At 68.6% G+C, this 12,353-nt stretch carries 14 protein-coding genes; 5 read left to right on the top strand and 9 right to left on the bottom strand.

Features of this window, described 5'->3' with window-relative positions; genetic code table 11:
• Positions 1–89 precede the first annotated feature (89 nt).
• The 5 genes from IG78_RS0103720 to trxA all read left to right on the top strand — a co-directional run bounded on the left by IG78_RS0103720 (position 90) and on the right by trxA (position 5,225).
• Entirely contained in the window at positions 90–1,802 is a 1,713-nt protein-coding gene (locus IG78_RS0103720; protein WP_030559698.1) for a protein kinase family protein, read from the top strand.
• Positions 1,803–1,844: 42 nt separating this feature from the next.
• Positions 1,845–2,633, top strand: a complete 789-nt coding sequence (sigM, locus tag IG78_RS0103715) for an RNA polymerase sigma factor SigM (protein ID WP_030559696.1) — start codon at positions 1,845–1,847, stop codon at positions 2,631–2,633.
• Positions 2,630–3,652 carry an anti-sigma factor family protein gene (locus IG78_RS0103710; protein ID WP_030559695.1) on the top strand — a complete coding sequence of 341 codons (1,023 nt, stop codon included), beginning with the start codon at positions 2,630–2,632 and terminating at the stop codon, positions 3,650–3,652. Before sigM ends, IG78_RS0103710 begins: the two co-directional genes overlap by 4 nt.
• A 225-nt stretch (positions 3,653–3,877) precedes the next feature.
• Positions 3,878–4,843, top strand: a complete 966-nt coding sequence (gene trxB, locus IG78_RS0103705; RefSeq protein ID WP_030559694.1) for a thioredoxin-disulfide reductase — start codon at positions 3,878–3,880, stop codon at positions 4,841–4,843.
• Between the two features lie 49 nt (positions 4,844–4,892).
• Positions 4,893–5,225 (top strand): thioredoxin, encoded by a 333-nt coding sequence (gene trxA, locus IG78_RS0103700; RefSeq protein ID WP_030559693.1) that lies wholly within the window; start codon positions 4,893–4,895, stop codon positions 5,223–5,225.
• Between the two features lie 134 nt (positions 5,226–5,359).
• Here trxA and IG78_RS0103695 read toward each other — a convergent pair whose 3' ends face one another.
• The 9 genes from IG78_RS0103695 to rpmH form a co-directional block, all read right to left on the bottom strand.
• Positions 5,360–5,977: a GNAT family N-acetyltransferase gene (locus IG78_RS0103695; RefSeq protein ID WP_030559692.1), complete on the bottom strand. Its 618-nt coding sequence runs from the start codon at positions 5,975–5,977 to the stop codon at positions 5,360–5,362.
• 324 nt (positions 5,978–6,301) lie between these two features.
• Complete coding sequence (locus IG78_RS0103690; protein WP_030559690.1) at positions 6,302–7,432, bottom strand: ParB/RepB/Spo0J family partition protein; 1,131 nt, start codon at positions 7,430–7,432, stop codon at positions 6,302–6,304.
• Positions 7,429–8,505, bottom strand: coding sequence for a ParA family protein (locus tag IG78_RS0103685; RefSeq protein ID WP_078964787.1), 1,077 nt, complete (start codon positions 8,503–8,505; stop codon positions 7,429–7,431). The genes IG78_RS0103690 and IG78_RS0103685 overlap by 4 nt, the downstream gene beginning before the upstream one ends.
• 262 nt (positions 8,506–8,767) lie before the next feature.
• A complete protein-coding gene (rsmG, locus tag IG78_RS0103680; RefSeq protein ID WP_030559687.1) occupies positions 8,768–9,484 on the bottom strand; it encodes a 16S rRNA (guanine(527)-N(7))-methyltransferase RsmG in 717 nt (238 codons plus the stop codon).
• 105 nt (positions 9,485–9,589) lie between these two features.
• Positions 9,590–10,102, bottom strand: coding sequence for a Jag family protein (locus tag IG78_RS0103675; RefSeq protein ID WP_030559686.1), 513 nt, complete (start codon positions 10,100–10,102; stop codon positions 9,590–9,592).
• Positions 10,103–10,116: 14 nt separating this feature from the next.
• Positions 10,117–11,460 carry a membrane protein insertase YidC gene (gene yidC, locus IG78_RS0103670; RefSeq protein ID WP_030559684.1) on the bottom strand — a complete coding sequence of 448 codons (1,344 nt, stop codon included), beginning with the start codon at positions 11,458–11,460 and terminating at the stop codon, positions 10,117–10,119.
• 3 nt (positions 11,461–11,463) lie between these two features.
• Complete coding sequence (gene yidD / locus IG78_RS0103665; protein WP_030559683.1) at positions 11,464–11,823, bottom strand: membrane protein insertion efficiency factor YidD; 360 nt, start codon at positions 11,821–11,823, stop codon at positions 11,464–11,466.
• Complete coding sequence (gene rnpA / locus IG78_RS45240; RefSeq protein ID WP_078964786.1) at positions 11,820–12,191, bottom strand: ribonuclease P protein component; 372 nt, start codon at positions 12,189–12,191, stop codon at positions 11,820–11,822. Before rnpA ends, yidD begins: the two co-directional genes overlap by 4 nt.
• Positions 12,192–12,210: 19 nt before the next feature.
• Entirely contained in the window at positions 12,211–12,348 is a 138-nt protein-coding gene (rpmH, locus tag IG78_RS0103650; RefSeq protein ID WP_016644655.1) for a 50S ribosomal protein L34, read from the bottom strand.
• Positions 12,349–12,353: the final 5 nt, after the last annotated feature.

Here is a 12,353-nt window from a genome sequence, read left to right as displayed (position 1 = left end):
CCACCGTGTGTCGTGCATAGCGCCAGACTGTGGGCACAATTGGCTTTGGCGTCTGACGAAGCGCAACGGATGGGGAGGCAGGAACGACGGTGGCGGAACGGAGCACGGCTGCCGTCGACGTGGCCGACAACAGCGGCGACAAGCCGCTGACCGCGCAGGCGGGGCAGTCCACGGCCGACGGGGAGGCCCAGACCCGGGAGCGGGACACGGCGGACGACGGCACAGCCAAGACGAACGAGCCCACCAGTCCGTCCGGGGCGACCACACCCCCCGAACTGCACAGCGGCCACAAACTCGCCAGACGCTATCGCCTCGAGGAGTGCGTCACCCGTCTGGACGGATTCAGCAGTTGGCGTGCGGTCGACGAGAAACTGCGCCGGGCAGTGGGTGTGCACCTGCTCCCCGCCGACCACCCCCGGGCCCGCTCGGTGCTCGCCGCGGCCCGTTCCGCGGCGCTGCTCGGCGACCCCCGCTTCGTCCAGGTCCTGGACGCGGTCGAGGAGAACGACCTCGTCTACGTCGTGCACGAGTGGCTCCCCGACGCCACGGAACTCACCGCGCTGCTCGCGGCGGGTCCGATCGAGGCGCATGACGCCTACCAGCTCGTCAGCCAGGTCAGCCAGGCCATGGCCGCCGCCCACCGGGAGGGTCTCGCGCATCTTCGGCTGACGCCGAGCGCCGTTCTGCGCACGTCCTCGGGCCAGTACCGCATCCGCGGCCTCGCGGTGAACGCCGCGCTGCGGGGCATCACGTCCGAGGCGCCCCAGCGCACCGACACCGAGGCCATCGGCGCCCTGCTGTACGCCTCGCTGACCCAGCGCTGGCCCTACGACAACGACGCGTACGGGATGTCCGGCCTGCCCAAGGACATCGGCCTGATCTCGCCGGACCAGGTCCGGGCAGGGGTGCACCGCGGCCTGTCGGAGCTCGCCATGCGCGCGCTCGTCAACGACGGCGCGACGGCGTCCCGCCAGGAGCCCGCGTGCACCACGCCGGACGACCTGGTGAAGGCGATCGCCGAGCTCCCCCGCATCCGCCCGCCGGAGCCCGCCTTCACGGCACCGCCGGAGTACCAGCGCACGACGTACCAGCAGGGCAACTACGGCCGCGGCGCGCCGCCCCCCGGCGCCACCCAGCCCGTCCCGGCCCCGCCGCCGCCCCTGCAGAGCCGCACCGGGAAGGCACTCAAGTGGGCCGTCTCCGCGCTGCTCATCGCCGCCCTCGGCCTGGGTAGCTGGCAGCTCGCCGACGCCCTGCTCGACCAGGACAAGTCCAAGGAATCCGGCACGACCAGGACGACCGACGGCGACGACAAGAAGCAGCCGAAGCCCAGCAGGCCGATCGCCGTCCAGAACGCCCAGGAGTCCCTGCTCGGCGGGAAGGCGCAGGACCCGGAGAACGTCCCGAAGACGTACGACGGCGACGCCTCCACGCTCTGGCGCACCAAGTCGTACGTGGACGGTCCGCGACTGGCCCCGTACCGCAAGGGCGTCGGCATCGTCTACGACCTCGGCTCCGCGAAGAACGTCTCCACCGCGTCCCTCGGGCTCAAGTACCAGGGTCCCGACACGACGGTCGAGCTGTACGCGGCCGACTCGATGTCGCCCTCAGGGCCGGTCAGCTCGCTGAAGAAGATCGGCGACGGGACCACCACGGGCAGCAGCCTGAAGATCAAGGCCGACAAGCCGGTGAAGACGCAGTACGTGCTTCTCTGGATGACGCACGTGCCGGAGTCCGGCACGGACGGCTACTACGGCGCGGGCTACAAGCAGGGCATCACGGAAGTGAAGTTCAAGGGCTGACTGTTCCGGCGGACGCCGAGGGGCGAGGGAGGGGGTTGCGCAGTGGACGGCACCGAGCTCGGCGAGCTGAGCGACCATGACCTTCTGGCGCGCCACGTGGACGGTGACAAGGACGCCTTCGGCGAGATCGTGCGCCGTCACCGCGACCGGCTGTGGGCCGTGGCCCTGCGCACCCTCGGGGACCGCGAGGAGGCCGCGGACGCCGTCCAGGACGCCCTGGTCTCCGCCTACCGCGCCGCCCACACCTTCCGCGGGCAGTCCGCCGTGACGACCTGGCTGCACCGCATCACCGTGAACGCCTGCCTCGACCGGGCGCGCAAGGCCGCGTCCCGGAAGACCTCTCCCGTCGACGACGCCGAACGCCTGGACCAGCTCCTCGAACCGCACGAGTCGGCCGCGGCACCCGTCGAGCGCGGCGATCTGCACCGCGAGCTCCTGCAGGCGCTCGGCACCCTGCCGCCCGATCAGCGCGCCTGCCTCGTCCTGGTGGACATGCAGGGCTATCCCGTGGCCGAGGCGGCCCACGTGCTCGACATCCCGACCGGCACGGTGAAGAGCCGCTGTGCCCGGGGCCGGGCCAGGCTCCTTCCCCTCCTCACGCATCTGCGCACGGAGGCGCCGCCACGGCGCGGGAACACCCGTGCCGCCGGTAAGGACAGCGGCACGGGGGACAGCGGCGGCGGGGAAGACAGCAGAAACTCTGCCCCGGGACGGAACCGGACGCAGGGGACAACCGTCCCACCCGCAGCGGAGCCCCAGGACACAGAGTCTGCTCCGGATGCGGGACCCAGCGACTCAGCGGCAGTGAAGGGCGGAGGTGGGCGAGCGTGACCACGACGACAGACTCGGCGGGGCACCCGGACGTCGCCGAGATCTCCGACCTCACCGAAGGCCTGCTCTCCCCGTCCCGCACCCACGATGTACGCCGCCACTTGGACGGCTGCTCGCTCTGCACGGATGTCTACGAATCCCTCGAAGAGATCCGCGGCATGCTCGGCACTCTGCCAGGACCGCCCCGGATGCCCACGGATGTCGCGGAGCGCATCGACGCGGCCCTGGCGGCCGAGGCGCTCCTGGACGCCTCCGTCCCGTCCACTGCGGTCACGTCGGACGCCACGGCCACGTCGAACGCCACGACGACGTCGAACGCCTCGAACGCCTCGAACGCCTCGGTCACCTCGGACGCGACGGTCACCTCGGACGCGACGACCGCAGCGGACGCTGGACCCGCCACGCATGTTTCACGTGAAACATCGCCCACCGGCTCCGCCACCAACGGCCCCGCCGGGCACCCCCGTGCAGCGACCGGGCCGGGCCGTGGGGGCCGTCTGCGACGCCACCGTCGTCGGACAGCCGTGCTCGGTGCCGTATTCACCGCGGCGGCCCTGGGCCTGGGGACCTTGCTGATCCAGCCCTGGAGCAATGACTCGAAGGAGTCCCCCAATAGCGCGGCGACGGACACGGACAGCACGTTCGCGAAGAACAAGCTGGAGAAGCGGGTCTCCACGCTCCTCGCGACCGAACAGGGCGGCTCCAAGAAACCCGGCCCCTCGCAGCCGTCGTACGACGTGAAGTCCAGCCCGGGGGGAAGCCCCTCGAAGGGCTCCACGATGCGCGAGGACTACGTCGTGGTGCCTCCCTGCATCGAGCGAGGGCTCGGCGGTCGCACGCCGCTCGCCGCCGACAAGGGCACATACGAGGGCGAGGCCGCCTACCTCGTCGTCGTGCCGCACGACTCCGACGGCAACAAGGTCTCTGCCTACGTCGTCGACGCCGCCTGCGTCAGTGCCTCCGCGGCGCCCGACGCCACCGGCAAGGTGCTGCTCACCGCGTCCTACCCCCGGCAGTGACACCCTGCGGCCGGTGTTGACCTACTGCCCGCCGTCGGGCCGGACACGCATTCCGTACGGATGCGCCCTTCCTCCCCTCCCTGCCTCGCCTCCTTCGGCACGTACCGCTTCCGTGTGCTCGGACACGTCGGGAATGCTCGCCCCGTAGGATCCGTTGGGTGGGGTGAGAGTCCTGAACAGGCCCCCGGCAGTACACAGCAGTCCCCAGAGACGAGGAATCAAGCCGTGACCGACGTCCGTAACGTGATCATCATCGGCTCCGGGCCCGCCGGCTACACGGCGGCGCTCTACACCGCGCGCGCCTCGCTGAAGCCCCTGGTGTTCGAGGGCGCCGTCACCGCGGGCGGTGCGCTGATGAACACCACCGATGTGGAGAACTTCCCGGGCTTCCGGGACGGCATCATGGGCCCCGACCTCATGGACAACATGAGGGCCCAGGCCGAACGCTTCGGTGCCGAGCTCGTTCCGGACGACGTGGTCTCCGTGGACCTCACCAACGAGATCAAGACGGTCACCGACACCGCCGGCACGGTGCACCGCGCCAAGACGGTCATCGTCACGACGGGCTCCCAGCACCGCAAGCTCGGCCTGCCGCGCGAGGACGCCCTCTCCGGCCGTGGCGTGTCCTGGTGCGCGACCTGCGACGGCTTCTTCTTCAAGGACCAGGACATCGCGGTGATCGGCGGTGGCGACACGGCGATGGAGGAGGCTACCTTCCTCTCCCGCTTCGCCAAGTCCGTGACCGTGGTCCACCGCCGCGACACCCTCCGCGCCTCCAAGGCCATGCAGGAGCGTGCCTTCGCCGACCCGAAGATCAAGTTCATCTGGGACAGCGAGATCGCCGAGATCCACGGCGACCCGAAGCTCTCCGGCCTCACGCTGCGCAATGTGCAGACGGGTGAGACCTCCGAGCTGCCGGTGACCGGTCTGTTCATCGCGATCGGCCACGACCCGCGTACCGAGCTGTTCAAGGGCCAGCTCACGCTCGACGACGAGGGCTACCTGAAGGTGGACGCGCCGTCGACGCGGACGAACGTACCCGGCGTCTTCGGTGCCGGTGACGTCGTCGACCACACGTACCGCCAGGCGATCACGGCGGCGGGTACGGGTTGCTCCGCCGCTCTCGACGCCGAGCGTTTCCTCGCCGCCTCCGTGGACAGCGAGGCAGCCGCCGCTGCCGCCGCTGTCTGACCCCTGACCCCACCTGAGCCTCACAGCACCAGCAAGATAGGAGCCCACCGTGGCCGGAGTAGTGAAGCACGTGACTGACGCCTCCTTCGAGGAGGACGTGCTCAAGAGCGACAAGCCCGTACTGGTCGACTTCTGGGCCGAATGGTGCGGCCCGTGCCGGCAGATCGCGCCGTCCCTGGAGGCCATCGCGGCCGAGCACGGCGACAAGATCCAGATCGTCAAGCTCAACATCGACCAGAACCCGGGCACGGCCGCCAAGTACGGCGTCATGTCGATCCCGACGCTGAACGTGTACCAGAACGGTGAGGTCACCAAGACCATCGTCGGCGCCAAGCCGAAGGCCGCCTTGGAGCGCGACCTGGCGGACTACATCGCCGAGTAGGGCACACCGCGGAAGGCGTTGTCGCCGAGTAGGGCGCCGTGAATCGGCGCCGACCGCGATGACGTCGCGCGATGTTTCACGTGAAACACGAATGGGCCAACCCCGTGGGGTTGGCCCATTCGTCGTCTGGGTCCTTACAGCGGACGAAGCACCGGTTCCTTCTGGACCGCACCAAGGAGCCGGTCCAGGGCAAGCTCGACGTCCTCCTTCCAGGAGAGCGTCGTCCGTAGTTCCAGCCGCAGCCGGGGGTAGGCGGGGTGAGGGCGGACCGTCTTGAAGCCCACCGCCAGCAGATGGTCCGCCGGCAGCACACAGGCCGGCTTCTCCCAGCGGGCGTCACCGAACGCCTCAATGGCTTTGAACCCTCGGCGCAGCAGGTCCTTGGCGACGGTCTGCACAATGACACGGCCTAGTCCCTGCCCCTGATAGCCCGGCATGATCCAGGCGGTCATCAGTTGGACGGCGTCCGGCGAGACGGGACTCGTGGGAAATGCGGTGGAGCGGGGCACATAGGCGGGCGGGGCGTAGAGCACAAAGCCCACCGGCACGTCATCGACGTACACGACCCGGCCGCAGGATCCCCATTCCAGGAGGACGGCGGAGATCCACGCCTCCTTCTCCAGCTCCGGGGTCCCGGCCTTTACCGCGGCCTGGCCACTGACCGGGTCGAGCTCCCAGAAGACACACGTGCGGCAACGCTTGGGAAGGTCCGGAAGGTTGTCCAGCGTGAGCGGTACGAGCCGTCGCCCCATGAAGGCGGTTCCTCACTTCCTTCGCTCGCGGCGCCACGAGCTGCTGTCAGTGCGCTCCGTTCTCGGAGCAGGCTGCCCACGAACCCTCCGATCGCTCCGAGCCCCAGCCCTGCTGTCATCAGTCCTGTGCGGCCCACCGATCGCATGGCTCCTGCCTCCCCTAAGAGGTGTCGTCAGGTGGATGCGCCATACCCGATCGCATCGTATCCACGAAGCGATTGCGCCGATACCGCAAGAAAGGAAAGAGCAGGCCGTGTTCCGGCATACACCGGACACGGCCTGCTCCCACCGGCCACGGAAGCTTGCTCCGTGGCTCCAGACTGCTTACGCCTGCTCGTCCTCAGCGGACTCCGCGGCTTCGGCCTCCGCGATCCCGTTCCTGAGGACCGGGCCCTCCTCAGGGGCGAGTGTGGACAGGATGCGCTCCAGGTCCTCCAGCGAGGCGAAGTCGACGACGATCTTGCCCTTCTTCTGCCCCAGATCGACTCGCACCCGTGTCTCGAACCGGTCCGAGAGCCGGTTGGCGAGCCCGGACAGCGCCGGGGACAGCCGGGCTCCCGCCCGCGGGCCCTTCGCCTTCGGCTTGCTCTGGGGCCGCGACCCCATGAGGGTCACAATCTCTTCGACGGCACGCACCGAGAGTCCCTCGGCCACGATGCGGTGCGCGAGCCGGTCCTGCTCCTCCGAGTCCTCCACGGACAGCAGTGCACGGGCATGTCCCGCGGAGAGGACCCCGGCGGCGACCCTGCGCTGCACCGTCGCCGAAAGCTTCAGCAGCCGCAGGGTGTTGGAGACCTGCGGGCGCGACCGGCCGATGCGATCCGCCAACTGGTCATGCGTGCAGTTGAAGTCCTTCAGGAGCTGGTCGTAGGCCGCGGCCTCTTCCAGCGGGTTCAACTGGGCGCGGTGCAGGTTCTCCAGGAGCGCGTCCAGGAGGAGCTTGTCGTCCTCCGTCGCCCGGACGATCGCCGGGATGCGCTCAAGGCCCGCCTCACGACAGGCCCGCCAGCGCCGCTCACCCATGATGAGCTCATAGCGCGCCGGACCAAGCTGCCGCACAACGACCGGCTGGAGAAGGCCAACCTCCTTGATCGAGGTCACCAGCTCTGCGAGAGCGTCCTCGTCGAAGACCTCACGCGGCTGCCGCGGGTTGGGCGTGATGGAGTCGAGTGGGAGCTCCGCGAAGTGCGCGCCCGCCGCGCTCGCCGGATCCACCCCGGAGACACCGTTCACCGGCTCCTCCGTTTCACGTGAAACGGTTTCACGGGAAACGGGGCTCTGCGGAAGAGCGGTCACCTTGGCGGCTGCCACACCTCGCTCGGCGGTGAGGACCGGCACGGACGAGGGGGAGGTGGAGGCTCCGCCACCCGCGGCCGGGGCAGCGGACTTTTCTGTGGGAGCCGCAGGGATCAGAGCCCCAAGGCCACGGCCCAGCCCTCTCCGTCGCTCGCTCACTGGATCCCCTCCGTCATGCTGTGCTGTTCGTTCTGATTGCCCGTCTGGGCGTGCTGCACGTCGTAGTGCACACCGACTCCTCGAAGGGCGATCTCGCGTGCCGCCTCGAAGTACGACAGGGCGCCGCTGGAGCCGGGGTCGTAGGTCAGTACGGTCTGCCCATAGCTGGGCGCCTCGGAGATGCGCACCGAGCGCGGGATGCTCGTACGAAGCACCTCTTCACCGAAGTGGTTGCGCACCTCGTCCGCCACCTGCGATGCCAGTCGGGTCCGGCCGTCATACATGGTGAGCAGGATGGTCGACACGCGCAGCAGTGGATTGAGGTGTCCCCGCACCAGGTCGACGTTGCGCAGGAGCTGCCCCAGACCTTCCAGTGCGTAGTACTCGCACTGGATCGGGATCAGTACCTCCGCACCGGCCACCAAGGCATTGACCGTCAGCAGTCCCAGCGACGGCGGGCAGTCGATGAGGATGTAGTCCAGCGGCTGCTCGTAGGCCTGGATGGCCCGCTGTAGTCGGCTCTCTCGTGCCACCAGGGACACCAGCTCGATCTCGGCACCGGCGAGATCGATGGTTGCCGGGGCACAGAAGAGGCCCTCGACGTCGGGGACCGGCTGTACGACTTCGGAGAGAGGCTTGCTCTCGACCAGCACGTCGTAGATGGAAGGCACTTCGGCGTGATGGTCGATGCCCAGGGCCGTGGAGGCGTTGCCCTGCGGATCGAGGTCGATCACCAGAACGCGTGCGCCGTGCAGGGCGAGCGAGGCGGCAAGATTGACGGTTGTCGTCGTCTTGCCCACTCCGCCCTTCTGGTTGGCGACCACCATGATTCTGGTCTGCTCCGGTCGCGGCAGCCCCTCGCCGGCACGGCCAAGAGCTTCCACCGCCAACTGGGCGGCACGACCGATGGGGGTGTCGTCCATCGGGCTCGGTGTTTCACGTGAAACATCCTCCCCCGCCGACTCGGTACGGGGACCGGGGACCGGATCGGTCATCGGTCCCGCGATGTTGGCGTCGGACCGCAAGGATTCACTCTCCTCGACTTCAGGCTCGCAATGAACAGAGCCTCCCATGCTTTCGGGGTCGTGAACCAGCGAGGCCCGGTCTTCTGTGGACGAATCCCCCTCTGTGGACAACTCCGTGCCCTTATCGAGGGAACCGAGCGGCCGACGTTCGCGAGGTTCCGCAGCGCGGCCGCGACTGATGATGCCATGCAGCAGTGAGCGACGTTTCACGTGAAACACGATGCACGGCGACCGGGGTGCCGCTGGCGCGACACCCCGGTATGCGTACGTTTGGCAGCTTGTGTGGAGTACGGCTCGTCGTCAGGAAGGATCAGCGGCGGCGGCGAACGCGCCCGACTCGTGCGGCCTTGGCTCGCTTGGCGGCGAACCGTACGCCGCCGGGGCTCTCGCCGACCTCGACCCGCACCACGGTGGACAGGGGGTCCACGAGGCCTTCACCGACGTGCACGACGGATACGGTCTCCGCCCCGAGCTTGTTCAGGGCGGCGCGTGCACCTTTGACCTCTTCCTCCGCGGTGTCGCCCTTGAGAGCCAGCATCTGACCGTAGGGACGCAGCAGGGGGACACCCCAGCCCGCGAGCCGGTCCAGCGGCGCCACGGCCCGCGCGGTCACGACATGGACGGGCGGCAGCTTGCCGAGGACCTCTTCGGCGCGGCCACGGACGACCGTCACATGGTCGAGTCCGAGGAGTTCGACGACCTCGCTCAGAAAGTTCGTGCGCCGCAGCAGGGGCTCGAGAAGGGTGATCTTCAGGTCCTCACGGACGAGAGCGAGCGGGATACCCGGGAGCCCGGCACCGGAGCCGACATCGCAGACCGTCACGCCCTGGGGCACCACCTCGGACAGCACCGCGCAGTTCAGCAGGTGCCGCTCCCACAGCCGGGGCACCTCACGAGGGCCGATCAGGCCGCGCTGCACTCCCGCTTCTGCCAACAGCTCCGCATACCGGACCGCATCCGGGAACCGCTCGCCGAAAACCGTCCGCGCCTCCTCCGGCGCCGGGGGGAGCTCCGCTGCCTCCGTCACGGGGACCGTCCTTCCGTACCACACTGGTCGCTGGATCGCTGGGTATCAGGCTGACAAAGACCGGCCCCGCCTGCGAACAGACGGGGCCGGGGAAAACGTGTGTGATCAGGCCGGGAGGACCACGACGAAGCGCTGCGGCTCCTCGCCCTCGGACTCACTGCTCAGTCCGGCGGCCTTGACCGCGTCATGCACGACCTTGCGCTCGAAGGGCGTCATCGGCTTGAGCTTGACCGGCTCGCCGGAGCTCTTGACGTCGGCGGCGGCCTGGGCGCCGATCTGGGACAGCTCCTCACGCTTCTGCGCACGGTAGCCCGCGATGTCGAGCATCAGGCGGCTGCGGTCACCGGTCTCACGGTGCACGGCAAGGCGGGTCAGCTCCTGCAGGGCCTCCAGGACCTCACCGTCGCGGCCGACCAGCTTCTGCAGATCGCGGGTGCCGCCGTCGCTGATGATCGACACGGCGGCGCGGTCGGCCTCGACATCCATGTCGATGTCACCGTCGAGGTCCGCGATGTCCAGCAGACCCTCCAGGTAGTCCGCCGCGATCTCCCCCTCCTGCTCCAGGCGAGTCAGGGTGTCGCCGGCCTCAACTGCGGAGGTGGTGGTGCCTTCCGTCACGGGATGGACTCCTTCTACTTCTTGGACGGGTGCTTGGGCCGCTGCTGGCCCTTGCGCTGCCCGGACTTGGCTTTGCTGCGGGTGCCCTGGCCGGGCTGCTGGTTTCCGGAGCCGGACTTGCCCTTGGCGCTCTTGGCCGTCGCGACGGGCTTGTCCTCGGCCTTGGCGGCGGCCCCGTCATCGGACTTGCTCAGCGACGTCTTCGTGCCGGAATCCGTGTCCGTTTCCGTGTCCGTGTCCGCGTCCGTCTTCGCGGCCCCGGCTGCGGGACCGGCCTGGCGCTTGGCCTTGCTCTGCCGCTTGGGCTGCTGCCGCTTGGGCGCGCCGCCGGTGGCGGGGGAGCCGTCCTCGGCGGTGGCGACGGCGGTCTCGCTGACCACGACCGTGCCGTCGGGCTGGGCCGCGAGGCCGGCCTTGTTCAGGCCGTTGATGAACTTGCGCTCGTACTCGTTGCGGTCGCGGCCCTTGGCGACGACGGCCTTGACGGCGCGGACCTGGCCACGGCTGCGGGTCTTCTTGGTGTCCGTCAGGTGCTTCTGCAGGCGCTCCAGGTACGCGGCCTGGGCCTTGGAGCCCGGCGTCGGGTTCTGGCGGATCACGTACATCTGCTGGCCCATGGTCCACACGTTGGTGGTCAGCCAGTAGACGAGGACACCGACGGGGAAGTTGATGCCGAAGACGGCGAACATGATGGGGAAGACGTACATCAGCATCTTCTGCTGCTGCATGAACGGCGTCTTCACCGTGGTGTCGACGTTCTTCGTCATGAGCTGGCGCTGGGTGAAGAACTGCGACGCCGACATCATGATGATCATGAGCGCGGTCACGACACGCACGTCGGTCAGCGAGGCGCCCAGGGAGGCGACCTTGTCCGCGCTGTCCGTGAACTTCACCGCGAGCGGAGCACCGAAGATGTGGGCGTCACGAGCGCTGTCGAGCAACTGCTGGTCGATGACGCCGACCTTCTTGTTGGACGCGATGCCGTTGAGCACGTGGTACAACGCGAAGAAGAAGGGCGACTGCGCCAGGATGGGAAGGCACGAGGAGAGCGGGTTGGTGCCCGTCTCCTTGTACAGCTTCATCATCTCTTCGGACTGACGCTGCTTGTCGCTCTTGTAGCGTTCCTGGATCTTCTTCATCTCGGGCTGCAGCGTCTGCATGGCCCGGGTCGCCTTGATCTGCTTCACGAAGAGCGGAATCAGGCAGATACGGATCAGGATCACCAGGGACACGATCGACAGGCCCCAGGCCCAGCCCGTGTCAGGGCCGAAGATCGCACCGTACAGCGAGTGGAACTGGACGATGACCCAAGAGACGGGTGTCGTGATGAAGCTGAAGAAACCGGCAATCGTGTCCACTAATCAGGCTCCTTGAGCATGGGACGGGGTCTCGGCGGCCGGGCTCGCGGGAGCCGGGGGAAGGTCTCCGGACGGCACGCCTACGGCGGAGGGCCCGCCCTTGCGTTCGCGCCAGGCGGTACGCAGCATCTCGTGCCACCGCGGACGCTTGCGCGGGGCGACATGGTCGACACCGCCGAGCGACCACGGGTTGCACCGCAGAATGCGCCAGGCAGTGAGCGCCGTGCCCTTGATCGCGCCATGGCGGTCGATGGCCAGGTAGCCGTAGTGGGAGCACGACGGGTAGTACTTGCAGACCGGGCCCAGTAGTGGACTGATCGTCCACTGGTACAGCTTGATCAGCGCCAGCAGCGGGTACTTCATCGCGCGCCCCCTCCCAGCAGCCGCTCAAGAGCGGCGTCCAGGTCTCGGGCCAGCTTTGCATGGTCGGCGTCACCCGCTCCGGGCAACGCTCGTACGACTACCAGGCTACCGGGGGGCAGCTCGGCCACCCGGTCGCTCATGAGGTGGCGAAGTCTGCGCTTGACCTTATTGCGGACCACGGCTCCACCCACGGCCTTGCTCACGACGAAACCCGCACGTGTCGGGGGAAGGCTCTCCCCCGGCACGTGCGGGTCCGTTGCACCGCTGCGTAGATGGACGACGAGAAGCGGGCGGCCGGCCCGACGACCTCGTCGTACCGCGGTCGCGAAATCTTCGCGCCGCCTCAGCCGATGCTCGGTAGGCAGCACGACGTCATGACCTGATTGCTTAGGCGGACAGGCGGGCGCGACCCTTGCTACGGCGGGACGCCAGGACGGCGCGGCCGGCACGGGTGCGCATACGCAGCCGGAAGCCGTGGGTCTTCGCGCGACGACGGTTGTTCGGCTGGAAGGTGCGCTTGCTCACTCGGG

It is taken from the genome of Streptomyces aureocirculatus, assembly GCF_000720475.1.
In the GTDB taxonomy this organism is placed as follows: Bacteria; Actinomycetota; Actinomycetes; order Streptomycetales; family Streptomycetaceae; genus Streptomyces; species Streptomyces aureocirculatus.
The sequence above is the reverse complement of the archived record's forward strand: the minus strand, read 5'-3'. Positions and strand labels throughout refer to the sequence as shown.